At 63.2% G+C, this 23,694-nt stretch carries 22 protein-coding genes and 2 pseudogenes; 15 read left to right on the top strand and 9 right to left on the bottom strand.

The window, feature by feature from the left end; translation table 11 throughout:
• Positions 1 to 17: 17 nt before the first annotated feature.
• Positions 18 to 1,397, top strand: a complete 1,380-nt coding sequence (gene gudD / locus K8374_RS14855; RefSeq protein WP_224456201.1) for a glucarate dehydratase — start codon at positions 18 to 20, stop codon at positions 1,395 to 1,397.
• Positions 1,398 to 1,473: 76 nt separating this feature from the next.
• Positions 1,474 to 3,051, top strand: a complete 1,578-nt coding sequence (locus K8374_RS14860) for an aldehyde dehydrogenase (NADP(+)) (protein ID WP_224456202.1) — start codon at positions 1,474 to 1,476, stop codon at positions 3,049 to 3,051.
• A 91-nt stretch (positions 3,052 to 3,142) separates the two neighbouring features.
• Here the strand turns inward: K8374_RS14860 and K8374_RS14865 are convergent, their stop codons facing one another.
• The 3 genes from K8374_RS14865 to K8374_RS14875 all read right to left on the bottom strand — a co-directional run bounded on the left by K8374_RS14865 (position 3,143) and on the right by K8374_RS14875 (position 5,602).
• Positions 3,143 to 3,760 carry a nitroreductase family protein gene (locus K8374_RS14865; RefSeq protein ID WP_224456203.1) on the bottom strand — a complete coding sequence of 206 codons (618 nt, stop codon included), beginning with the start codon at positions 3,758 to 3,760 and terminating at the stop codon, positions 3,143 to 3,145.
• A gap of 142 nt (positions 3,761 to 3,902) precedes the next feature.
• Positions 3,903 to 4,448, bottom strand: a complete 546-nt coding sequence (locus K8374_RS14870) for a carboxymuconolactone decarboxylase family protein (RefSeq protein ID WP_224456204.1) — start codon at positions 4,446 to 4,448, stop codon at positions 3,903 to 3,905.
• A gap of 179 nt (positions 4,449 to 4,627) precedes the next feature.
• A complete protein-coding gene (locus K8374_RS14875) occupies positions 4,628 to 5,602 on the bottom strand; it encodes a cupin domain-containing protein (RefSeq protein WP_224456205.1) in 975 nt (324 codons plus the stop codon).
• Positions 5,603 to 5,894: 292 nt separating this feature from the next.
• Here K8374_RS14875 and K8374_RS14880 point away from each other — a divergent pair.
• From K8374_RS14880 to K8374_RS14895, 4 genes and pseudogenes are all read left to right on the top strand, one after another.
• A pseudogene (locus tag K8374_RS14880) lies at positions 5,895 to 6,089 on the top strand (TonB-dependent siderophore receptor); the annotation flags it as partial.
• Positions 6,090 to 6,331: 242 nt separating this feature from the next.
• The gene (locus K8374_RS14885) at positions 6,332 to 7,225 is read left to right on the top strand and encodes a LysR substrate-binding domain-containing protein (protein WP_224456206.1); all 894 of its coding nucleotides are present in this window, start codon (positions 6,332 to 6,334) and stop codon (positions 7,223 to 7,225) included.
• 100 nt (positions 7,226 to 7,325) lie between these two features.
• Complete coding sequence (locus K8374_RS14890; protein ID WP_224456207.1) at positions 7,326 to 8,030, top strand: SDR family oxidoreductase; 705 nt, start codon at positions 7,326 to 7,328, stop codon at positions 8,028 to 8,030.
• A gap of 175 nt (positions 8,031 to 8,205) precedes the next feature.
• Positions 8,206 to 8,514 (top strand): hypothetical protein, encoded by a 309-nt coding sequence (locus K8374_RS14895; protein WP_224456208.1) that lies wholly within the window; start codon positions 8,206 to 8,208, stop codon positions 8,512 to 8,514.
• Between the two features lie 225 nt (positions 8,515 to 8,739).
• On the opposite strand, the gene K8374_RS14900 is transcribed toward K8374_RS14895, so the two are convergent.
• From K8374_RS14900 to K8374_RS14910, 3 genes are all read right to left on the bottom strand, one after another.
• Positions 8,740 to 9,165 carry a DUF2628 domain-containing protein gene (locus K8374_RS14900; protein ID WP_224456209.1) on the bottom strand — a complete coding sequence of 142 codons (426 nt, stop codon included), beginning with the start codon at positions 9,163 to 9,165 and terminating at the stop codon, positions 8,740 to 8,742.
• Positions 9,166 to 9,362: 197 nt separating this feature from the next.
• Positions 9,363 to 10,019 (bottom strand): conjugal transfer protein TraX, encoded by a 657-nt coding sequence (locus K8374_RS14905; RefSeq protein ID WP_263498536.1) that lies wholly within the window; start codon positions 10,017 to 10,019, stop codon positions 9,363 to 9,365.
• A 207-nt stretch (positions 10,020 to 10,226) separates the two neighbouring features.
• A complete protein-coding gene (locus K8374_RS14910) occupies positions 10,227 to 11,405 on the bottom strand; it encodes a helix-turn-helix transcriptional regulator (protein WP_224456211.1) in 1,179 nt (392 codons plus the stop codon).
• Positions 11,406 to 11,559: 154 nt separating this feature from the next.
• Here K8374_RS14910 and K8374_RS14915 point away from each other — a divergent pair, with 154 nt between their 5' ends.
• Together K8374_RS14915 and K8374_RS14920 are read left to right on the top strand one after the other, a co-directional pair.
• On the top strand, positions 11,560 to 11,859 hold the full coding sequence (locus tag K8374_RS14915; protein WP_224456212.1) for a hypothetical protein: 300 nt from the start codon (positions 11,560 to 11,562) through the stop codon (positions 11,857 to 11,859).
• A 101-nt stretch (positions 11,860 to 11,960) separates the two neighbouring features.
• Positions 11,961 to 12,365, top strand: coding sequence for a hypothetical protein (locus K8374_RS14920; RefSeq protein WP_224456213.1), 405 nt, complete (start codon positions 11,961 to 11,963; stop codon positions 12,363 to 12,365).
• A gap of 45 nt (positions 12,366 to 12,410) precedes the next feature.
• Here the strand turns inward: K8374_RS14920 and K8374_RS14925 are convergent.
• Both K8374_RS14925 and proP read right to left on the bottom strand, forming a co-directional pair.
• Positions 12,411 to 12,908 (bottom strand): annotated as a pseudogene (locus K8374_RS14925) (SDR family oxidoreductase); the annotation flags it as partial.
• A gap of 59 nt (positions 12,909 to 12,967) precedes the next feature.
• A complete protein-coding gene (gene proP, locus K8374_RS14930) occupies positions 12,968 to 14,470 on the bottom strand; it encodes a glycine betaine/L-proline transporter ProP (protein ID WP_224456214.1) in 1,503 nt (500 codons plus the stop codon).
• A gap of 174 nt (positions 14,471 to 14,644) precedes the next feature.
• On the opposite strand from proP, the gene K8374_RS14935 reads away from it, so the two are divergent.
• The gene (locus tag K8374_RS14935) at positions 14,645 to 15,211 is read left to right on the top strand and encodes a hypothetical protein (protein WP_224456215.1); all 567 of its coding nucleotides are present in this window, start codon (positions 14,645 to 14,647) and stop codon (positions 15,209 to 15,211) included.
• 426 nt (positions 15,212 to 15,637) lie between these two features.
• Here K8374_RS14935 and K8374_RS14940 read toward each other — a convergent pair whose 3' ends face one another.
• Positions 15,638 to 16,525: a LysR family transcriptional regulator gene (locus K8374_RS14940; protein ID WP_224456216.1), complete on the bottom strand. Its 888-nt coding sequence runs from the start codon at positions 16,523 to 16,525 to the stop codon at positions 15,638 to 15,640.
• Between the two features lie 95 nt (positions 16,526 to 16,620).
• On the opposite strand from K8374_RS14940, the gene K8374_RS14945 reads away from it, so the two are divergent.
• The 6 genes from K8374_RS14945 to K8374_RS14970 are packed head-to-tail and all read left to right on the top strand — an operon-like array spanning position 16,621 to position 23,488.
• Positions 16,621 to 18,063: an aldehyde dehydrogenase family protein gene (locus K8374_RS14945; protein ID WP_224456217.1), complete on the top strand. Its 1,443-nt coding sequence runs from the start codon at positions 16,621 to 16,623 to the stop codon at positions 18,061 to 18,063.
• 14 nt (positions 18,064 to 18,077) lie between these two features.
• Positions 18,078 to 19,064 (top strand): dipeptidase, encoded by a 987-nt coding sequence (locus K8374_RS14950; RefSeq protein ID WP_224456218.1) that lies wholly within the window; start codon positions 18,078 to 18,080, stop codon positions 19,062 to 19,064.
• Positions 19,065 to 19,119: 55 nt separating this feature from the next.
• Positions 19,120 to 20,670 (top strand): BCCT family transporter, encoded by a 1,551-nt coding sequence (locus K8374_RS14955; protein ID WP_224456219.1) that lies wholly within the window; start codon positions 19,120 to 19,122, stop codon positions 20,668 to 20,670.
• A 26-nt stretch (positions 20,671 to 20,696) separates the two neighbouring features.
• Positions 20,697 to 22,391: a hypothetical protein gene (locus tag K8374_RS14960; RefSeq protein ID WP_224456220.1), complete on the top strand. Its 1,695-nt coding sequence runs from the start codon at positions 20,697 to 20,699 to the stop codon at positions 22,389 to 22,391.
• Between the two features lie 2 nt (positions 22,392 to 22,393).
• A complete protein-coding gene (locus tag K8374_RS14965; RefSeq protein ID WP_224456221.1) occupies positions 22,394 to 23,086 on the top strand; it encodes a DUF3726 domain-containing protein in 693 nt (230 codons plus the stop codon).
• Between the two features lie 30 nt (positions 23,087 to 23,116).
• Positions 23,117 to 23,488 (top strand): RidA family protein, encoded by a 372-nt coding sequence (locus tag K8374_RS14970; RefSeq protein ID WP_224456222.1) that lies wholly within the window; start codon positions 23,117 to 23,119, stop codon positions 23,486 to 23,488.
• Positions 23,489 to 23,694 lie beyond the last annotated feature (206 nt).

Consider the following 23,694-nt stretch of genomic DNA (forward strand, 5'->3'; position numbering starts at 1 on the left):
ACTGCAGGAAAGCCTTTATGAACCTTCACACTGCTACCCAGCCTATCTCCAACCAGCCCGTGCAGGCACCCAGTGGGACGCCTGTCGTCACGCACCTGAAGGTGGTTCCTGTCGCGGGCCACGATGGAATGCTGTTGAACCTGAGCGGCGCCCATGGCCCCTACTTCACCCGCAACGTGGTTGTTCTGCGCGATAGCGCTGGCAACACAGGCGTCGGTGAAGTCCCTGGTGGCGAGCGCATCCGCCAGACGCTGGAAGATGCGCGTAGCCTGGTCGTTGGACAACCGATCGGCCATTACCAGCGCGTACTGAATGCCATGCGCCAGAGCTTCGCCAGCCGCGATGCAGCGGGGCGCGGTCTGCAGACCTTCGATCTGCGTATCACTGTCCATGCCGTGACCGCCATGGAGTCGGCATTGCTGGACCTGCTGGGCCAACACTTGGGTGTCCCGATGGCAGCCCTGCTGGGCGAAGGCCAGCAACGCGACAAGGTAAAGATGCTGGGCTACCTCTTCTACGTTGGCGACCGCAACGATACCAATCTGGAGTACCGCAGCGAGCCGGATGCCGACAACGACTGGTTCCGTATACGCCACGAAAAAGCGATGACACCCGAAGCCGTCGTTCGCCTCGCTGAAGCCGCCAAGGCCCGATATGGCTTCACCGATTTCAAGCTCAAGGGCGGCGTTCTACGCGGCGAACAAGAGATCGAGGCCGTGACCGCGCTCGCCGAGCGCTTCCCTGAAGCCCGAATCACCCTTGACCCCAACGGCGCCTGGTCACTGAAGGACGCCATCAGGCTCTGCCGCGACCAGCATCATGTCCTGGCCTATGCCGAGGACCCCTGTGGCGCTGAGCATGGCTATTCTGGCCGAGAGGTGATGGCCGAGTTCCGGCGCGCTACCGGGCTGCCCACTGCAACCAACATGATCGCCACCGACTGGCGCGAAATGAGCCATGCCATTCAACTGCAGTCCGTCGACATTCCCCTCGCCGACCCTCACTTCTGGACGCTGCAAGGGTCGGTACGCGTTGCCCAGATGTGCCATGACTGGGGATTGACCTGGGGCTCGCACTCCAACAACCACTTCGATATTTCGTTGGCGATGTTCACCCAGGTGGCAGCTGCTGCGCCGGGCCAGATCACGGCCATCGATACCCATTGGATCTGGCAGGATGGGCAGCGCCTGACTCGTGACCCGTTGCAGATCGTCGATGGTTTCGTGACGGTACCTCAACGCCCTGGCCTTGGCGTCGAGGTCGATGAGGATCAACTGGCAAAAGCCAACGAACTCTACCTACGTAAAGGCCTGGGCGCGCGTGATGACGCCGTCGCCATGCAGTTCCTGATCCCTGGCTGGACATTCGACAACAAGCGCCCTTGTCTGGTGCGTTGACATCCTTTTGTGCCTTTCGCAGCGGTGAGCCACAAGCAAGCCGCCCCTTCGACATCCACGATCACAGGACCTCGCCATGCCTCTTATCGGACACAACTTCATCGCGGGCGCTCGAAGCGCAGCCGGCCCCATCACGCTCCAGAGCCTGGATGCAACCACTGGCCAAGCACTCCCGACGACCTTTTTCCAGGCCACTGCAGAAGAAGTCGATGCCGCAGCACTGGCTGCCGAGGCTGCCTACCCGACCTATCGCAGCATGCCGCCGAGCCGCCGAGCTGACTTCCTGGAGGCGATCGCAACCGAGTTGGACGCACTGGACGAGGCATTCATCGCCACTGTGAGCAGGGAAACCGCCCTGCCTGCTGGCCGGATCCAAGGGGAGCGTGCGCGCACCAGCAACCAAATGCGCCTTTTCGCCCAAGTGCTGCGTCGCGGAGACTTTCTGGGCGCACGCATCGATCGGGCCCTGCCTGATCGTCAACCACTGCCCCGGCCCGATCTTCGGCAATGCAAACTGGGTGTCGGCCCGGTCGCTGTCTTTGGCGCCAGCAATTTCCCGCTCGCCTTCTCCACCGCCGGCGGAGATACAGCGGCAGCTTTGGCTGCCGGCTGCCCCGTTGTGGTCAAGGCGCATAGCGGCCATATGGCCACCGCAGAGTTCGTTGCCTGCGCGATCACCCGTGCGGCTGCCGATACCGGCATGCCTGCAGGTGTCTTCAACATGATCTACGGGGCGGGTGTCGGCGAGCGGTTGGTAAAGCACCCGGCCATTCAGGCTGTCGGCTTCACGGGCTCTTTGAAAGGTGGACGCGCGCTGTGCGACCTGGCCGCTTCGCGACCTCGCCCGATCCCGGTCTTTGCCGAGATGAGCAGCATCAATCCGGTCGTGGTGCTGACCACTGCACTGGAAAAACGCGGTGAGCAAATAGCTACCGAGCTGGCAGCCTCGGTGGTGCTGGGCTGCGGCCAGTTCTGTACCAACCCAGGCCTGGTACTTGGCGTCCGCTCGGCCGCGTTCGATAACTTCCTGGAGCACCTGTCCGCTCGCATGGCGGATCAGGCCGCTCAGACCATGCTCAACGCCGGGACCCTGAGCAGCTACGAGCGCGGTATCGCAGCGCTGCATGCTCACCCCCGGATCCATCATCTGGCAGGGACGCCTCAAGAAGGTCGACACGCTCATCCGCAACTGTTCCAGGCAGACCCTGAGTTGTTGATCGGGGGAGACACACTGCTGCAAGAAGAGGTCTTCGGGCCCGTGTCCATTGTTGTCGAAGTCGCCGACGCAAGCGAGCTCGAGCGAGCATTGCAAGGGCTCCACGGCCAACTGACCGCAACGCTCATCGCCGAGCCGCAGGACCTGGATTCGTTCGCGAACCTAGTTCCGCTGTTGGAACAAAAGGCCGGACGCCTTCTGCTCAACGGGTATCCTACTGGCGTGGAGGTCTGCGACGCGATGGTACATGGCGGGCCATATCCGGCGACTTCCGACGCTCGAGGAACATCGGTTGGCACGCTCGCGATCGATCGTTTCCTACGCCCAATCTGCTACCAGAACTATCCGGACGCGCTGCTGCCGGACGCGCTGAAAAATGCGAACCCCCTGGGCCTGCTGCGCCTGATCGATGGCGTGCCCAGCCGCGACGCGGTGTAACGACAAAGCCCCGGGCAGCGCAAGGTGGCCGGGGCTTTATCACAGAAAGATCGGGCATTCTTGATGCCCGGGCAATCGATTGGATCGAGGATCAAGCGAAGCTCAGTACCTCGATGACTGGCATACGCGGCTTCTGCGGCCAATTGCCGGCGCGTTCCGGTCCAACGCTCAGCAGCATCACCGGAATCTCATCGCCCGCCAGGCCGAACTGGCGGTGAACAGCCTCGGCATCGAAACCGATCATCGGCGTCGTACCCCAGCCCAGGGAGCGGGCGGCATAGATCATTGCTGCAGTGCCGAACGTCGCGGTACGCACCGCCTCGTCGCGCTGGCGTTGGGGTTGATCGTCATACAGGCTACGAGCGGGCGTTTCCCATTCGGGCACAAGATGCGCCGGCATGATGCCCGCCTCTACCACCGGCGCCAGACGGTCAGGAATGGTGCTGGCATCTGCCAACTGACCGATGACAACGAAGGTAACCGCAGCTTCGGTGACCGCGGGCTGGTCCCATGCGATCGCGCGCAACCGGGCCTTGGCCTCGGGTGTGCGTACGGCAATGAAGCGCCAGTTCTGCAGATGGAAGGAGGTTGGCGCACACGTACCGATACGCACCAGGTCACGGATCTGATCGTCGCTCAGCGTAGCGGCAGGGTCGTAGTATTTGGCGGCACTGCGGCTCAGGATGTTTTCGATGACAGTATTGGTCATGGTTGGTCCTCGTCGATGAAGATTCAAGCGAGCAGGCAAAAACGGGGCTCCAACGCCAGGCGTCCAGGACGTTCGCAAAAAGCGAACAGCCTCCCCCTATCTATGGAGAACGGCCGCGTCACCAGCGGCGCGGCCGTAGCGTTCAGATCGAGCCTGCCGGCATGACGGCTGGGAAATCCTTTTCCGGATCGAATACGTTGTTGAAGAAGTTCGTCAGCGAGTACATCGCCACCAGCGCTACGATTTCCATGATGTTCGCATCCGTATAGCCGGCCTCGCGAACCTTCTGCAGGTCGCCATCGTTGACCTGACCACGGGTCTCGATGACTTTGCGGGCGAACTGCACCGCGGCATCACGCTTGGGATCGTTGGCATGGCCTTGGCGCGCCAGGATGATTTCATCGGCCGGCATCTTTGCCAGATGCTCGGCCGTGAAGCTGTGAACACCCAGGCAATAATTGCAGCCATTCACCTCCGACACGGTCAGGCCGATGCTGTCTCGGGTCTTCACATCAAGTGCCTTGCTCAAGGCGCCAAGCAAGGTTGCCCAGGCGTTGAACGCAATCGGGCTTTGCGCAAAGCTCGCCATCATGTTCGGGGTGAAGCCCAGCCCCTTGCTGAACGAGTCGAGCGTGGCTTGGGATGCGGCCGGCACGTGTTCGGGCTTGAGGACGGTGGTTCTGGTCATGGTATGTCTCCGTAGGGGTACATCGATTGGGAGACGCCACTCTAGGCCTGCGCGACATACCTTTCGAGACTGCATTCGCTCAAGAAAATGCTCAAAAGGATCAATCAAGAATCCGCCAGCCCCTATTGCGGCTAGCGCTGAATTGGCGCGAACGGGGCAATACTCCCGCCACGCTTCGGCTACCGAGATGTTGAAGCTCTGCTTTCCTCGAATGCCTGCCGACGCCATTGTCCAGGTGTCATCCCCAGCCTGTCCGTGAATGCACGCCGGAACGCAGCCACTGATCGATAGCCGACCGAATCGGCTACGGCCTCGGTCGTCGCTGCAGGTTTCTTAAGCTCATTTGCTGCCAGGCTCATGCGGATATCGAGCAACAGTTCATTAGCCGACCGTCCCAGTTTGCCTTGGAAATGCCGCATGAAAGTGGCGCGGGACATGCTGCACAGCCCTGCCAGCTCAGGCAGGCTCCAGGGGTGCGCTGGGTTGGAGAACATGGCGGAAATAGCCGGGGCCAGTCGAGGGTGTCCCGCAAGCGCCAACAAGCCCACGGGAGCGTGTTCAGCTTCACTGCCAGCGCGAAGCGCCAAGGCAAACAATGCAGAAGTCAGTGCGTCGAGAATGGCGCCTGCGCCAGGCTTGTCCTCGATGGTTTCCATGCGCATCAGGGTCAGTAAGCCAGCCAGATGATTCGACGCCGAAAGGCCGTTGCCTGCACACGGCCCATCCAGGGCACGAACGACCAGGTCTACCGGCAGGTAGTCTCGAATCAATCGGTGATGAGGTGGCGCGATGAAGAAATGACCGCACAACATGTCCAGGCGTTCTCCCTGGCCTCGATTCTCACTCACCATCCATCCCGCGGCGCTATGCCGGATGGAGGCCGTCGCGGTTTCATCGCCACTGCCATCATGCAGCACATGTGCTGCGCCATGGGGGAGAAGCACGATATCCCCACCCACGAGCTCTTTGCAGGTTCCCTTCTCCAGGTCCTCGACAATCGCTCGGCCCTTGAGCACGACGTGATAGGGAATCTCGTGCGCCGCAGATCTTTCCCAGCTGACACGCCACGGCGCACCAAAGGAACAACGCACCTCCAGCTGGCCGGTGACGGTAATCACTTTCAGAAGTTGGCTCAGCCAATCGATCTGGGACATACGACCTCCGAACCTGGCTGTCGCCTAAGCGTGATCGGCAAGAACATCAAAAGGTGCTCGGCAAACATTGAGTGTCCTTGATCGGGAGCGGCTTGGGAATGTCCATCATGGCATCGTCAGAGCCTCGAGATCGAGCGGCGTTCACATAGGCGCTGGACCATCGCGGCGAACCCTGCCTGCATTCCACCCTCCGCGACGATAGCCCACGTCCAACCTCTCCATTCGAATGCATTGTCAGCAAGAGACACATTCTGACAAACACGACATCCCGACCGAGGGCGGTGAGTACTGACTGATCCAGGGCAGCTATGCGGTCACCGACCTGATGGCCGGCTACCAGGTGAACCGGCATCTCGATCTGCAGCTCAACGCCAATAATGTATTCGACAAGAAATACTTCTCGTCCCTTTCCGAATCGGTGGACTACGGCGGCGATACCTTCGGTGATCCACGCAACCTGATGTTGACCGCCAAATACACCTTCTGACACCACGGGGTGCCGCAGACGCTGCGGTGCCATATGGGAAATCGTTGCCTGGGCTGGCCCTATCGCGGGGCAAGCCCGCAGGCACCGTGCAATATGCCCGGACAGCTCCCACCGAGATTGCGCTGCTCTCAAGACTTGCAAATCCCCTGTGGACGGGCTTGTCCCGCGATTGGCCCGGCTTCCCTTGGCAGACAGGCACGTGCCACACTCAGCCCTCGTTACCCAATAGAATTCCCATTGCCATGCCCGCAGGTTTTCCTGGTTTGCCTTCGCTCAACGCACTGCGCGTGTTCGAAGTGGCGGCGCGTCACCTGAACTTTCGTCTTGCCGCCGAGGAGCTCGGCGTGACCCAGGCTGCAGTAGCTCAACAGGTCCGCGGGCTGGAAGCGAGCCTGCAGGTTCGCCTGTTCGACCGCCTGCCCCGCGGCCTTGGCCTGACCGATGCCGGGCGTGCCTACAGTGCGAACGTTCGCAGTGCGCTGACGATGCTCGAGGAGGCCACCCGTCTATTGCGCCCAGAACCGTCCCACCTCACCGTCAGCGTAACACCGACCTTCGCCGCTAAATGGCTGATCCCGAAGCTGGGGCACTTCGCCCAGGCGCATCCGGACATCGACCTGCGGGTACTGGCCACCGAGCGGCTTTCGCATTTCCATACCGATGGCGTCGATATCGCCGTGCGCTACGGCCACCCACCCTTCGGGCCCGGCCTGAACACGGAGTTGTTGATGGAACAACGGATCGTTGCGGTGGCAAGCCCCGCCCTGCTGGCTGAACGCGGCCACCCTGATCGCTGCGAAGCCCTTCAAGGGTACGTCGCGCTTCACGATGCCCATGACTACTGGCCGCAGTTCATCGCCACCGTATTTCCCGGCCACCGCGCAACGACAGCCAGGCACGTCCGTTTCAACCAGACGTCGCTGGCGATCGAGGCTGCCGTTGGCAGGCAAGGCATTGCGCTGGCCAGCCATGCCTTCGTCAAGGACGATATCGCCGCAGGCAGGCTAGTGCAGGTTTTCCCCCAGTACTTGCGTCTGGACAAGGCGTTCTACCTTGTATGGCCACGCAAGGCGCAACAGCCTGCAACCCTGGATATTGTCCGGCACTGGTTCAAAGCCCAGGAAGACGAAAGTTAATCTACTGGCTTGGCTACGCTGAGCTGCCTCCTTGGATACGCATGCAGCTGCTAGTGTGAAACCCACTGCAACAGCGTGTTTTCAATTCCCAGGAGGTAGCATGTCTGTAGAAAAAGTAGCAATCATCACCGCCGGCGGCAGTGGCATGGGTGCAGCCGCGGCGCGCCGTCTCGCGGCCGATGGCTTCAAGGTCGGCATCCTTTCGTCTTCGGGCAAGGGTGAAGCGCTGGCCGCCGAGCTCGGTGGTATCGGCGTCACCGGCAGCAACCAGTCGGTGCAAGACCTGCAGCGGCTGGTCGATGCCGTCGTCGAGAAGTGGGGCCGCGTCGACGTGCTGGTCAACAGCGCCGGCCACGGCCCTCGTGCGCCCATCCTCGAGATCAGTGACGAGGACTGGCACAAAGGCATGGAGACCTACTTGCTCAATGTCATCCGCCCTACGCGCCTGGTGACGCCGATCATGCAGCGGCAAAAAGGCGGCGTGATCATCAACATCTCCACGGCCTGGGCCTTCGAGCCGAGTGAACTGTTCCCCACCTCGGCGGTGTTCCGCTCTGGCCTGGCAGCGTTCAGCAAGATCTTCGCGGACAACTTCGCTGCCGATAACGTGCGCATCAACAACGTACTCCCCGGCTGGATCGACAGCCTGCCCGCCACCGAACAGCGTCGCGACAGCGTCCCGCTCAAGCGATACGGTACCAGCGAGGAAATCGCCGCGACCATTGCCTTCCTCGCTAGCGATGGCGCGGCCTATATCACCGGGCAGAACATCAGGGTCGATGGTGGGGTGACGCGTAGCGTCTGATGAAGGTGAAGCGTTCGTCTTGCCGGTTCGAACCTGTGCTTGGCGCTTTAAATGCCGGCCTACTGGTTGTTAACGCGCTTGGTCCGAAAAGGTTGCGATAAATGCATACCGAGACGGAGCCGGTCACTCCAAATTGGACACAGATCTTCCTGTGTTTGACTTGAGGTAAGCGATCATGGCTAACAATCAAGACAAGGGTAACCAAGGCGACACCAACACCGGCATGGGCAACAACACCGGCGCAGGCCAGCAAGGTGGCCAGGGCCCGGGAAGCGGCATGCCTAATCAGCAAAAAGGTGGGCAGCAATCGGACCGCAAGCCTGAGGACAAGATGAACAAGGACTGGGATCGGTCTCGGGAATCCGGAAGCCAGGGCGGCCAGGCAGGCCAGGACATGACCGACAAGCAGAACCCCACCGACAGGGATCGCATGGGTGGGCAGCAATCGCAAAACGACACTCAGCAGTGGGACAAGAATCGCTGATTGCCATTGAGCGGCGCCGGGGTAGGTGACTGCCCTGGCGTCTGCCGGACCTTTGGGGACAAGCCCCCTGGCAAGGTTACGAGCGTCGCCCTGCGCGCTTGCCGGGGCCTCACCCGTGCACGCTCCGTTGCCCAGGAGCGCCCGCACGTTGGAACATCACGCTACTTCACAAGTAGGCCGGGCTGCCCGTCGGTGCCAAGGCCCGCGGCCAGCCGGCCCGATGACTTACCAGCGCATCCCTTTGAACGGGTTCCACCCCTGCTCGCCCTTACGCTCCTTCAGGTAATAGGCATAGTTGGTGGCCAGGGCGTACAGCAAGTTGAAGGCGAAACCGAAGCCGAAATCGACGGCTTTGGGCGTCTCCATGCCAGCCAGGCCGAAGAGCAGGTCGATCACGATGGAGGCGACCACCATGATCCCGAGCAAGGCCAGGTTCTTTTTCCAGAGCCCGAGGATGAAGAGGTAGATGGGGCCGAAGAAGAAGGCAATGATGTTGGCGTTGACCAGGATCTTCTTCTTGAAGGGCAATTGCTTGAGTGCAGGCTTGTAGGCCGGCGAGTTAGGCGCGCCGTGGGCATCGAAGAACGCAAATCGCTCCTGCCATTTTGCGTTGTAGCCCGCGGTTTCCTGGGTTCCTTCGGTGACGCTCATTCACAACTCCTTGTAGTCCTTGAATAGTCGGGGCGGGTCGATCGACCGCTGCCCCGAGAGCGAAAGACGGACCTGTGCCATTGTTCAGGCCCAGCATCCGTGCATGTCCTCTCCGGCGCTAGTGTGGCAGCTCCCGGCAAGTGGAACAATGCCCTGTGGCAGCTGGCCAATGGCAGCAACGCCATGTGGAAAAAGCGCTAGAGCACAGCGCGTATACCGAGCAGCACAGCGAGGTGGCCTGGGTAGAACCAATAGCTCCATCGCGTGACCGGCATGATCCGCAAGGGCAGCCTGCACCCGTACAACGCCAGCCCAAGCACAGGCGCAAGCGCAGCGACCAGCAACGCCAGCATGGCGTAGGGTTCCAGCTGCAGGGCACGCGTGAACAGCCCGGTGCGCGTGTTGATGATGACGCACAGCGCAACGGGCACGAGTGCACAGCACATCGGGCGCTTGATCGCCAACAACAACGCCGAAGGAAGAAGCACGCCAAAGAAACCATACATGAGCGGCTCGTTCAGCAGACAGGCGACTGCCACCGCCGCGGCCGCCATAGCCAGGCTTTCGACGCTTCGGTGGTGCGTCCCCCAGGCAACCAGCAGGCCCAGGGCCAGGGTCACCAGCACATTGAATGTGTCCGAGGTGCCCATCAGGCGATACGGCACCTCTGAAAGCGCAGCGAACAGCACCAACAGCGCAAGGTACCGGCCGTTGCTCCGGGTGAACAGCTCGCCTGGCCGGGTGCGCGAAACATTGATCGCAATGGCCAGGCAGAACAAGGGGAACGAAAGCCGGCCAAGCACGAACAGGCCACTGAGCGCCGGCCAGGCCAGGCGCATGTGGTCGAGCACCATGGTCACCAGGGCGATCCACTTGATCAGGTCCTGGCCCGCATGGCGCCCGTTGCTGGCGTTGCGTTCTCCAGGGTTCACGGCATGCTCCACAGCCTACGTGTGTCAACGTCTGTAACGAAGCGCCTCGTCTAACGCGGCGAACGCCGTTGAGGTCTGTCGTCGGTTCGGATAATACAGAGGGTAGCCACGGTCAGGCAGTCGTGCGCATCAACCCAAGGTCGCGACACTGCGCAGGATCAGCCGTACCAGCATCGTCTGGCGCGTCACACCGGTCTTGGAGAAGATCGATCGCAGGTGGGCACGTGCCGTGTTGGTGCTGATGCCCAGCTCTTTCGAGGCCTCGTCCTTGGTCAAGCCGTTGGCCAGCAACATGGCCAGGCTGGTTTCTGCCGGCGTGAGGTTGAACAGCGCGCTGACGATTTCCTTCGGCGCGCTGGAATGCCGCTCCGGATCGCTGATGAAAATCACGACCGCCGGGCACTGCTTGCCTTCGCTCCACTCCAGCGGCGGTACCGAGCGCACGATGATGCCCAGGTCCGCGCGCCCGGACGCACGCTTGACCCGCAGCGCCTCGACCACCGACGGGGTATTGCTCTTGTGCGAGAGCAAGGAGCGCTTGACCAGGCGGCGGAACTCCTGGGTCTCGCGGCTGCTGCCGACCACCAGCGAGTCCTGGACCAACCTGATGCAATCCTTGGCCTGGATCAGGTCATTGGCGACCTCGTTGGTCTGCAGGACACGGCCGGCCTCATCGAGCAGGACCGTGCCGACCTCGAGCTGGTCCACCGCCTCGGCATACAGGTTGCGTTCGATGGCGATGCGGTTGAGCTGGGTGTGGATCTCGACCGAGCGTTCGAGGTGTGGGATGAACTGCGCCAACAACGCCTTTTCTTCGTCGCCAAAGGCAGGCGCGCTACGGCTGCGGCTGATGCGGATCCGGCAGTTGACACCGTCACAGGTGGTGATGTCGGCACCCAGGATATGGAACACGTCCAACGGCTCGAGGAAGCTCTTGTAGAACTCCGAATTCAGCCAGTTGTTGTCGGTGATGAACTCCGAGTTGGTGACCACCTGGCGGTTAGGTAAATCGACGAAGGGGTCGAGGGCGAAGAAATACTGGTTGTACGAGCTGGTGATCTCCGCCGTGGAGCCGGTGGTATTGATCATCAGGCCGACGTCCAGATGGCTTGGCGGGCGCAGCATGAACGTGACGTACTTGCTGCGCATCTGCACATTGAGCTGGTTGAGGAATGTCGCCCAGGGAATGGTCTCCCGTGGCCCCTGATAGAGTTTGCCGACTAGGTCACTGAACAACTCGACGCTGAGGTTGTGCATTGAAAAACCGCTTTTCTTGTTGACGTTGGCACGGTGTTGGAAGCACTCCATCAGGCCCTCTGGCCGATTGCATGAGGCTTGCCAGGCAGTGTACCTGCCTTGGCGACGTTCAACGCAGCCCGACAGCCAATGCCCGTTGCGGCGCCAGTCACGATTATCACGTTCGCGCCCAGATCGATCATCACCCTTTCCTCGCTACGTCTGGTTGGACGAGTGCGAACCCATTCTCGGCAGCGATCACCGAGCAGGCATCGGCCATTGGGACTATGGGGCTTTCGATGCCTATTGCCCGCACATGGGCGCGATCCTCGGTGCCGAGCGCATTCCGCCCAAGGCAAAGGAAGGCGCCTTGAAGTGGCATCCGGTGTGCGAGCTGAACCAGATGATCCGGGGCCACTATCGCCTGACACCGAACGCCACCAGAACGCCACCCGAACGGGTGGCGTTTCTGTTCATGGCTGCATTCACAGAATGCCCCGGCAGCTATTTGTACGCGCCTGGCTAGAACTTTTTCCTATTTATCGGTCTATGTGGATAGGCACGAAGCTCGGCAGATCATTTGCCAGCCGGCTACACCCCATTGTCCACCAGAGGTTGTCTTCGCTCATGAAATTCCATGTCCCACGGATAGTGCTGCTCGGCCTGTTCGCGTTCGCGGCAATGGGCTCGGCATCAGCAACGCAAATGAAGGCGTCCACCCCTGCTGCGGCCACGCACGTCGCAGCCATCCAGGCACCGCGCCAGGCCGCCGACAACCCCTGGGCCAACCTGGCCAGCACCGCCGACCTGCAATCGGCACCGTTGCTCGCCCACGACGACCGTTACTGGCGCGACCACGATGGCCGCTGGCACGACCGCCGAGGTGATTGGCGTCGCGACCAATGGCGCCGCGAGCAGGCCCGCCGAGCTGCAGAGCGCCGCCGCGACTGGGAGCGCCACCACTATCGCGCCATGCACCATCGCTACGACCGCGACTACCGCCATTACGACCACCGTTACTATCGTCGTTGATACCCCTCTCATTTCGGCTTCGGGCATCTTGATGCCCGAAGCCTGTCAGAACGTCCCTGGATACGCCCCGCCGTCGATCAGCAGGTTCTGCCCGGTGATATAGCCACCGTGGGCGCTGCACAGGAACGCGCAATACGCCCCGAACTCTTCGGCCTTGCCGAAACGCGCCGCCGGAATCGCCTGACGACGGGCCTGAGTGGTCGCCTGCAGGTCACCGCTGGCCTGGCTCGCAGCCTGCAGGGTCTTTTGCAGGCGAGCGGTGTCGAAGGCGCCTGGCAGGAGATTGTTCAGCGTGACGTTGCGCCCGGCCAGACGTTGCTGGCGAGCAAGCCCGGCGATGAAACCGGTCAAGCCGCTGCGCGCGCCATTGGACAGGCCAAGGATATCGATCGGTGCCTTGACCGCACCGGAGGTGATGTTCACCACCCGCCCGAAACCACGCTCGGCCATGCCATCGACCACCGCCTTGATCAGTTCGATGGGCGTGACCATGTTGGCATCCAGCGCCTTGAGCCAGTCGTCCCGGCCCCAGTCGCGAAAATCATCCACCAATCGATCGATCCTGAGCGGGTTGGCGTTCTTCGGCCTGGCGTAGCCAGCCATTATTCGATGCGAGGGTGTTGCTGCACCAGCAGCTTGCGCTTGGCTTCGAGTTCGGCGATCTGCGCGTCGATATCCTCGATCTTCTGCTCGATGGTGTCGTGGTGCTCCTGCAGCAGCTCGCGCGCCTCCTCGATGTCCGAGGCCGCCGGCGCCGCACCACGCAAGGGCTTGTTGGCGGTCTCCTTCATCGACAGACCCGTGGCCAGGCCGACCACGGCGATCACCATCAGGTAGTAGGCCGGCATGTACAGGTTGTGGGTTCCCTCCACCAGCCAGGCGGCGATGGTCGGGGTCAGGCCGGCGATCAGCACCGAGATGTTGAAGGCACTGGCCAAGGCGCTGTAGCGGATGTGGGTGGGGAACATCGCCGGCAGCGTCGAGGCCATGACACCAATGAAGAAATTGAGCAGCACCGCCAGGATCAGCAAGCCTGCGAAGATCACCCCCAGCACGCCGCTGTTGATCAGCATGAAGGCAGGGATGGCGAGGACGAACAGCCCCACGCTGCCGGCGATGATGAAGGGCCGGCGGCCGAACTTGTCGCTGAGCAGGCCGATCATGGGCTGTACGAACAGCATACCGACCATGATCGCGATGATGATCAGCACACCGTGGTCTTCACTGTAGTGCAGGTTGTGGGACAGGTAGCTGGGCATGTAGGTCAGCAGCATGTAGTAGGTGACGTTGGTCGCGATCACCACTCCGATGCAGGTCAGCAGGCTGCGCCAGTGCTGGGTGGCGACTTCCTTGAACGAGACCTTCGGGCCCGAGGCCAGGCCTTCGCGGTCGCCCTGCTCGAGCTTGTCGACATGCTGCTGGAAGGCCGGGGTTTCTTCGAGCGCGTGACGCAGGTACAGGCCGATGAGCCCTAATGGCAAGGCCAGGAAGAACGGCAGGCGCCAGCCCCAGTCGAGGAATCGCGCTTCACCGAGGATGGTGGAGATCAGCACCACCAGGCCTGCACCGAGCACGAAACCGGCGATCGAGCCGAAGTCCAGCCAACTGCCCAGGAAGCCCCGCTTGCGGTCGGGCGCGTATTCGGCGACGAAGATCGACGCCCCGGTGTATTCCCCGCCCACCGAGAAGCCCTGGGCCATCTTGGCCAGCAACAGCAGGATCGGCGCCCAGATGCCGATCGAGGCATAGGACGGAATCAGGCCGATGGCGAAGGTGCTCAGGGACATGATCACGATGGTCGCGGCCAGGATCTTCTGCCGACCGTAGCGATCGCCCAGGGCGCCGAAGAACAGCCCGCCCAGCGGGCGTATCAGGAACGGCACCGAGAAGGTCGCCAGGGCGGCAATCATTTGTACGCCTGGGCTGGCATTGGGAAAGAACACCTTGCCCAAGGCATAGGCGACGAACCCGTAAACGCCGAAGTCGAACCACTCCATGGCGTTGCCCAGCGCGGCGGCGGTGATCGCCTTGCGCATCTTGGCATCGTCGACGATGGTGATGTCTTTCAAGCCGATCGGCTTGACGGTTTTTTTCCGTGGTTTCATGGCCAGTCCCTGTAGCTGAGCGAGTTCTATGGCATCAGATACAACGGGGCGCTAAATAATTCCTCGTTAAAATCTCAGGTGCACCCCTGCAGGCATATCGCCATTGGCTGGCTACGCTTGGTGGGCGTGCGCAACGCACGCCTAACTGGAACCGATCACATGGAAAGAAGCCCAATGAACGCTATTCGCTCCGTCGCCCTCGCCTCACTGATGTCCGTGGCCTGCGCCACAGCCTTCGCCGCCAACCTGCCGCTGGGCAGCGAGGCCCTGGAAAGCCATGTTTCCACCCAGGTGCTGGCGGTGGATGCACCGAACTACCTGGTGACGGTCGAAGGGGCCAACAAGAACCCGGTGACGTTCCAGCTCACCGAAAAGGCCAAGGCCTTGCCCAACCTCAAGGTCGGCGACAAGGTGGACATCTACGTGACCCGCGCGGTGGCCTACCAGCTCAATACCGACGTCGGTGGCGCACCGAAGATGAGCGAGGAAGCCGGCACCATCCGCGCCACCAAGGACAACCCCAACCCGGGCGGCGAGGCGTTCCGCCAGGTCAAGGTGACGTCCAAGATCAGCAAGATCGACCTGGACAAGCACGAGGTGACCTTGCTGCCGCCTGAGGGCAAGGTGCAGGTGGTCAAGGTCGAGGACCCGGACCTGCAGGCCCGCATGAAGAACCTGCAGATCGGCCAGACGGTCGATGCGATCTATACCGAGGTACTGCGCATCGAGACCTCGCGTTGACCCATCCAGATCAGGATTTGTAGCCCCCTCTGTAGGAGCTGGCGACAGCCTGCGATGGGCTGCAAAGCAGCCCCAAGCTTTCAAACGGTGGAGCCCTTCCAGACCCAAGGGGCCGCTTTGCGGCCCATCGCAGGCTCCGCCAGCTCTCATAGAACAACGCATGACCATTTGATTTGCGGCATCCTGTGGGAGCGGGCTTGTCCCGCGATTAGGCCGGGCCCGATATTACCGTCGCCTGGCAAGGGCTTCGCCCTTGATCGCGGGACAAGCCCGCTCCCACAGGGGGCAGCAATGGCCGCTTGTTCTCTGCACGACAGCGCAGCCCAAAGGGCTGGGTGATTTCCCACGAAGCAAGCGGAGCCTGGGCCGTATATGCACGGCTGAAGTGCTAGCCACTGGCTCGCTGACGGCAGCGTAGCCCTGGCTTCATTCGGCGCCAGGCAGGTGCGCCCGCAAGAACGCCATCAACGCCCCCGCCGCCGGCGACAGGCTGCGCCCCTTACGGGTCAGCATGCCGATCTGGCGCTCGACCTTCGGCTCAGCCAAGGGCAGGAACGCGAGTTTTTCGTTCTCCAATGGGAACGCCAAGTAGGGCAAGGTGCTGATGCCCGCGCCCTCCTCCAGCATCGCGATCAACGAAATCATGTTCGAGACGAACAACCGGCTGTGTTCCAGCAAGCACTCGGCCTCGGTGCCTTCGAGCAGGCGCGAGGTACCGTTGCCGATCATCGCCACGCCGCGCAGCTGTGACCAGTGCAGCGCCTGTTCCACCTGCACCAACGGGTGGTCGGCCCGGCAGACCACGCCCACCTGGTCGTGCAGGATCGGCGCGAAGTCGATCTGTTCGTCGGTCACCCACAGGCTGCTGATCGCAAAATCCACCCGCCCCTGGGCCAGGAGCTGCTGGACGTTCTCGGCGGTGCCGTCCTGGATGCTCACCTGAACGTTCGGGTGCTCGGCAACGAAACGCGCCAATGGCCCAGGCAACAGCCGGCTGGCCACCGACGGCACAGTGGCGATGCTGACCTGGCCGATTTCGTGCCGGGCCAGCAACGTGGCCTCACGGGCGATTCGGTCGTGGTGTTCGAGCAAGCCGCGAAACAGCGGCAGGCAATGCTCGCCGAAGGGCGTCAGCTCGACCCGGCCGCCACCCTTCTCCACCAAGGGCTGGCCCAGTTTCTGTTCGAGTTCGCGCACCGCCAGCGATATCGCGGGCTGGGTGCGGTAGGCCTGGCGTGCAGCGGCGTGGAAGCTTTTGAACTCGGCCACCAGCACGAAATAGCGCAGCTGGGCGATCTTCAGCTCGGGCAACATGGTTAGCGATCCTTATCAAAGCATTTTTTTTATTAATTTTTATTTGCACCATATTGCTCGCATGATGGAAGCCAGGCAAACGGAGGCTTTCATCCATGTCACTCAACACCTACAAGAACTACATCGATGGCCAGTGGTGCGAAGGCCACGCCACCATCGACAACCACAGCCCTTCGGACACTGGCGACCTGATCGGCCGCTACCACCAGGCCAGCGCCGAACAGACCCGGCAGGCCATCCAGGCCGCCCGCGCCGCGCAGCCACGCTGGGCCGCTACCGGCCTGGAGGCTCGCCAGCAGGTGCTGATGGCCATCGGCGACGAGCTGATCGCCCGCAAGGCAGAGCTTGGTGAACTGCTCTCACGGGAAGAAGGCAAGCCGCTGGCCGAAGGCATCGGCGAGGTTCACCGCAGCGGCCAGTTCTTCCACTACTACGCCGCCGAGGTGCTGCGCCAGATGGGCGAGACCGCCGCATCCGTGCGCCCGGGCATCGACATCGAAGTGCACCGCGAGCCGGTGGGCGTGGTGGGCGTCATCACCCCGTGGAACTTCCCCATGGCCACCGCCGCCTGGAAGATCGCCCCGGCCCTGGCCTTCGGCAATACCGTGGTGTTCAAGCCGGCCAACCTGGTGCCGGCCAGCGCCTGGGCGCTGACCGAGATCATCAGCCGCCAGGGCCTGCCGGAGGGCACCTTCAACCTGGTCATGGGCAGCGGTGCCAGCGTCGGCGAAACCCTCGTGCAGTCGGCCGACATCGACGCCCTGACCTTCACAGGCTCGCTGGAGACCGGTCGCCACGTGGCGATGGCCACTGCCGGCAACCTAGTGCGCTGCCAGCTGGAGATGGGCAGCAAGAACGCGCTGGTGGTGATGGACGACGCCGACCTCGACCTGGCGGTGGAATGCGCGCTCAACGGCGCCTTCTTCGGCACCGGGCAGAAGTGCACGGCGTCTTCGCGGCTGATCGTCTGCGACGCGATCCATGACCGCTTCGTCGAAGCCCTGCGCCTGCGCATGCGCCAGCTCAAGGTCGGCCATGCCCTGCACGCCGGCGTGCAGATCGGCCCGGTGGCCGAAGCCCGCCAACTGGAACAGAACCTGGAATACCTGCGCCTGGCCCAGGCCGAAGGCGCCACCCTGGTCGAGGGCGGCGAGCGCCTGCAACTGGAGACCGACGGCTACTACATGCGCCCGGCGCTGTTCATCGACAGCCGCAACGACATGCGCATCAACCGCGAGGAAGTCTTCGGCCCCATCGCCTGCGTAATCCGCGTGCAGGACTTCGAAGAGGCCCTGGCCACGCTCAACGACACCCGCTACGGCCTCACCGCCGGCATCATCACCCAGTCGCTGCGCCACGCCAGTGAGTTCAAGCGCCGCGCCCAGACCGGCTGCGTGATGGTCAACCTGCCCACCGCCGGCACCGATTACCACGTGCCGTTCGGCGGCCGCAAGGCCTCGAGCTTCGGCCCACGGGAACAGGGGCAGTACGCCCGCGATTTCTACACCGTGGTCAAGACCACCTACCTGCGCCCCTGAAAGGAATACCCGCCATGCACGACCTCTTGATGATCGACGGCCTGCAGTATTCCAACTGGAGCCCGGAGATATTCCAGCAGATGCAGGCCGGTGGCCTGAGCGCGGTACACGCCACCATCGCCTACCACGAGAACGCCCGCGAGACCCTGTCGCGCCTGGGCGAGTGGAACCGCCGTTTCGAAACCTGGCCCGAGCTGATCCGCCCGGTGCGCACGGCCAGCGACATCCGCCTGGCCCACGAGGAAGGCCGGGTGGGGATCTTCTTCGGTTTCCAGAACTGCTCGCCCATCGAGGACGACATCGCCCTGGTGGAGGTCTTCCGCCAGCTGGGCGTGTTCATCATGCAGCTCACCTACAACAACCAGAGCCTGCTGGCCAGCGGCTGCTACGAGCGTGAAGACAACGGCATCAGCCGCTTCGGCCGCCAGGTGATCGCCGAGATGAACCGGGTCGGCATGCTGATCGACATGTCCCACAGTGCCGAGCGCAGCACCCTGGAGGCCATCGAACTGTCCAGCCGGCCGGTGATCATCTCCCACGCCAACCCGTCGAGCTTCCATGCCGCCAAGCGCAACAAGTCCGACGCGGTACTGCGTGCCATCGCCGAGTCCGGCGGGTTGCTGGGCTTCAGCACCTACCCGTTCCATCTCAAGGGCGCTTCGGAGTGCTCCCTGGAGAGCTTCTGCGACATGGTCGCGCGTACCGCCGACCTGATGGGCGTCGAGCACATCGGCATCGGCACCGACCTGTGCCAGGCGCAACCGCTGGCCGTACTGGAGTGGATGCGCAACGGCCGCTGGAGCAAGGAGAAGGACTACGGCGAAGGCTCCAAGGACAACGCCAACTGGCCCGCACCGCTGCCCTGGTTCCGCGACAGCCGCGACTTCCCCAACATCGCCCAGGGCTTGCGCGCCCGAGGCTTCGCCGAGGAAGACGTGCGCAGCATCATGGGCCTGAACTGGTTGCGCCTGCTGGAGACCGCCACCACGGCGCAGGCCTGAGCCCACCGCACGGACAGCATCAACAATAACAACAATCGCAGGTTCCGGAGGCTTCATGAAAAACCCAACCACCCTGCAGGCTGAAGGCCAGGCCATGCGTCTGCCGCTGGCACGCGACATCGACTGGCCGCTGTTCTTGATCAGCGGCGGTTTCCTCGGCGCCTTCCTGCTCGCCGCGCTGATCGACATCGACGCCGTCTCGGCGTTGGTCAACACCCTGTTCGCCTGGTCGACCAAGGCCTTCGGCCTGTACTGGCAAGTCCTGATGCTGGCGACCTTCGTGGTCAGCCTGGCGATCGGCTTCTCCAAATGCGGACGCGTGCGCCTGGGTGGCATCACCCAGCGCCCGGACATCAGCACCTTCAACTGGATCGCGGTGATCATGTGCGCCCTGCTGGCCGGTGGCGGCGCCTTCTGGGCCGCCGCCGAACCGCTGATGCATTTCGCCAGTCCGCCACCGCTGTTCGCAGGCCTGCAGCCGAACAGCGAAGCAGCGGCTACCGCGGCCCTGGCACAGTCGTTCGTGCACTGGGGCTTTCTGGCCTGGGCGGTGCTCGGCAGCCTGCTGGCGATCGTGCTGATGCATCTTCATTACGACAAGGGCCTGCCACTGGCACCGCGCACCCTGCTCTACCCGTTGTTCGGCGAGCGGGCACTCAAGGGCCCTATCGGCACCTTGGCCGACGCCGCCTCGATCGTCGCCGTGGTGGCCGGCACCATCGGCCCTATCGGCTTCCTCGGTCTGCAGATCAGCAGCGCACTGCATACCGTCTGGGGCGTGCCCAACGGCATCGTCACCCAATCGATCACCATCATCCTGGTCACGCTGATGTACACCGTCTCGTGCCTGGTGGGGCTCAAGGGCATCCGCTTCGTCAGCGAGATCAACGTGTGGCTGATGCTTGGCCTTGCCGTGTTCATGGTGGTGTTCGGCCCGACGCTGTTCATCCTCGGCGGTTTCCCGGCAGCCTTCGCCCTGCACGTGGAGCACTTCATCCCGATGACGATGTTCCGCGCCGACCCCAAGTGGCTGGACTGGTGGACGGTGTTCTACTGGGGCTGGTTCATCGGCTACGCGCCCATGGTGGCGCTGTACGTCGCGCGCATCTCGCGGGGCCGCACCATTCGCGAGATCATCATGACGTTGTCGATCATCGCCCCGCTGGTGACCATGTTCTGGTTCACCGTGGTCGGTGGCGCGGGCATCGGCCTGGAACTACAGACCCCAGGTATCGTCACTGCCCACGGTTCACAGCCTGAAGACCTGCTGCTGGGCGTGACCCAGAACCTGCCGCTCGGTGGCCTGGTCAGCGCGCTGTTCCTGTTCCTGAGCTTCATCTCGGTGGCCACCAATGGCGATGCCATGGCGTTCACCGTGGCGCTGGCGATGTCCAGCACCGACAAACCGAAGAAGTGGCTGTGCGGCTTCTGGGCCATCGGCATGGGCCTGGCAGCGGTGGTGCTGATCACCATCGGCGCGGGCGGTGTGACGGCCCTGCAGTCCTTCATTGTCATCACTGCGGTGCCGGTGTCGCTGGTGATCCTGCCAGCGCTGTGGGATGCGGTACGCATCGCCCGGCACATGGCCCGCGAACAAGGCATCTGAACATGAGGCATCCAGGTACAACGACAATGTCCAACACCGTGCTTGCAACGCCCACGCTGCGCCCCGCCAGCCAGGTCATGGACCTGGCCCGGCTGGGCAGCCACTTCCAGAGCCCGCTGAGCTTCGTGCGCAGCAGCATGCGGCGGATGATGAACCAGCGCTGGCAGGTCCAACGCAGCCGCTTCGACCTCGACGGTGAGGGCTTCGGCACCGCCATCTATCGTATCGACACACCGAACGCCCACTACCATTGCGTGCTGTTCTCGGCCTACTTGCCGCCGGAGAAACGCAGCGACCGGGTGATCGCCGACCAGTGGGACGTGACCTTCGTGCTGGTGGCCGGGGATGTGGACGAGGCGCAACTGGCCGACCTTGCACGCAACGTACCGCTGCAGGAGGCCGGGCGCTTCGATGCCCGGGTGCTGGTGCTGTCGCGGGCCAACCGCAGCCTGCGCAACTTCGACCGATTCCTGACGGCGCTGGCCGAAGGCAGCCAGCCGGACCCGCGCCAGCTGGCCGAGGTCGGCTACCTCTACCGCACCACCGCCGTCTACGGCAACGGCAAGTTCGGCATCGCCGACTTTGCCTGCCTGCAAGGCAACCCGGACTTCGACCAGCCATTCGCGGCGCAGATGTTCACTGTGTACCTGCTGCGCCATTTCAGCATCGAGCAGATCGAGCACATGGCCCGGGCGCTCGACCCGCAACGGGCGGTGAAGCTGGCCCCGGCGCTGCAACGCTACCTGGGCGTCGGCAACGCCACAGGGCTGGGCATGGCGCCTTTTCTGGTCAACCACCCGCAACTGGTGGAACGTTGGGTCAGCGTGCGCGAAACCGCACTGGCCCAGGTGCTGTCGCAAGCGGCCGAGCCCGCCCACCTGACGCGCCTGCATACGCTGCTGCAGCGCGCCCGCCAGCACCTTGCCCAGACCTTGACCGAAGACCCGCGCCAGCATGGGCAAAACCAGTGCACCCTGGCCGAGCTTGACGCCCTGGCCGAATGGCTCGAACGCCAACCGGCGAGCGCCGACCTCTGGCCTCGTCTGCTGGCATGGAGCGAGGCCCACGGGGGCCTGGGTTGCCAGGAGCTGTTGGTCAGCCTGCTGCTGGAGCTGTACCCCGAACAGGTCACCCCCCTTGCCGACCAGATGGGCGTGGTCGAAGGCTGGCGCCTGGATGCGCAGATGCCCCTGGTGCAGTTGCGGGCGCTGATCGAGCAGCAGTACGACTGGGCCCTGGCCTATGACTTCAGCGACGAGGACGCCGAACACTTCTTCTGGTATCGCTCGGCTGAAAAAGAAGAGCCTCGCCTCGGCATGCGCGCCGAGGAGCCGGGAGCCGAGAAGGAGATGCAACTGGGCATCGCGCGCAATCTCCAGCGCTGCCACGCCGCCGTGCTCGAGCACCTGCGTACCCAGCCCCAGGCGCTGACCGCGCACTTCCTGATCGCCCAGCCGGCGTTCAAGGGCACGGTGCGCCGCCTGCAAGGCATGGCGCAGTCCCGTTATGGCGAGATACGCGCCAACCTGCTGGCCCATGACATGCTGCCGATCCACCTGCTGCGCTGCAAGCTGGCGTTCTTCGGTGCCGGCAAGTTCGACCCCAAGTCCAGCCGTTGGGTCCGCATCACGCTGTTCCAGGGCGCGCCGCTGGTCAGCGAGATCGGCCAACCGTTCGCGGACGACTGGAACTTCGCAGTCATGCCGCAAGGAGGCCTGTGACCATGCGTGTATCGCTCAATGAAATCCAGGTGATGTGCCGCAAGGCCTTCGAAGGCATGGGCTTTGCCGCCGGCGATTGCGAGGATGCCGCCGACCTGGTCGGCTGGCTGCACCTGCAAGGCCTCGATGGCCTCGGCACCGTGGCCAAAGCCCTGGACTACCTGCAACGGGAAGCCGACCGCCCCTACGCCTTGCGCTACGAGGACAGCGCCGTGCTGGTGATCGACGCCCAGGGCCAGAGCGTGCTGCGCTGTGCCGCGACCGCGGTGGAGCTGGCGCTGGGCAAGGCCTTGCGCACTGGCCAGGCGCTGTTGCGCATCCACCAGTGCCACAACCGCCTGTTGCTGCTGGGCTACCTGAGCCGGGCCGCGGAGCTGGGGCTCGAGGTGCAGGCCCGCTGGGGCGATGCCCGCCAGCAACACGTGGCGACTTTCGCCGCCGGTGCCGTCCGCCCTGCGCTGCACAGCGATGAACAGGTCGCCTCCACCACGCCCGAACAGTGCATCACGGTGCTGTTCAACCGGCCTGCCCGGCACACCGGACCCGTAGCCGTTCCCCTAGCCCTGCCCACCGACGGCTTCACCGTCGGCGAGCAGACCTGGCAGCGGCTCAAGCAGCTGGCCGAGCACATCCTGGTCGAAAGCACCGAAGCCTCGCGCCGACATGGCGCTGGCGGCGGCAGCGATGCCGACTGACCCGCGTGTCCACCTTTCAGGAACCGACCCATGAAATACGCCATCAAAACCGACCTGTTCGCCTCAAAGGCCCCGCTGGAATGGGCTGTCGTCGGCAACGGCACGCTCTATACCGCGCAGATCCCCATCGACGCCCAGGGCCAGGTGGTCGCCGGCGGCATCGAAGCCCAGACCCGCCAGACCCTGGACAACCTGCGCCACACCCTGGAAGCCGCAGGCAGCTCGCTGGACGCCGTGACACAGGTGCTGATCTACGTCACCGACCGCAGCTACCTGGCCACGGTCAACAGCCTGTACGGCCAGTATTTCCAGGCGCCCTACCCCAACCGCGCCGCCGTCGTGGTGGCCGGTTTGGCGCGCGAGGAAATGCTGGTGGAGCTGGTGGTGTACGCCTGCCTGTAATTGCGCGCTCCCTATCGCGGGGCAAGCCCGCTCCCACAGGTGGGCAGCGCTAGCCGCTAGCCTGTGGGAGCGGGCTTGTCCCGCGATAGGGTCCGAAAAAACAACCCACGAATCCGCTCTGACGAGACAAATCACGCACCTCATGGACCGATCGCGCACTCATCGTTACCACTCGGGATCAATGCACTAACACCGGTCGACGATCA

This window comes from Pseudomonas sp. p1(2021b) (genome assembly GCF_020151015.1).
GTDB classification, from domain to species: domain Bacteria; phylum Pseudomonadota; class Gammaproteobacteria; order Pseudomonadales; family Pseudomonadaceae; genus Aquipseudomonas; species Aquipseudomonas putida_K.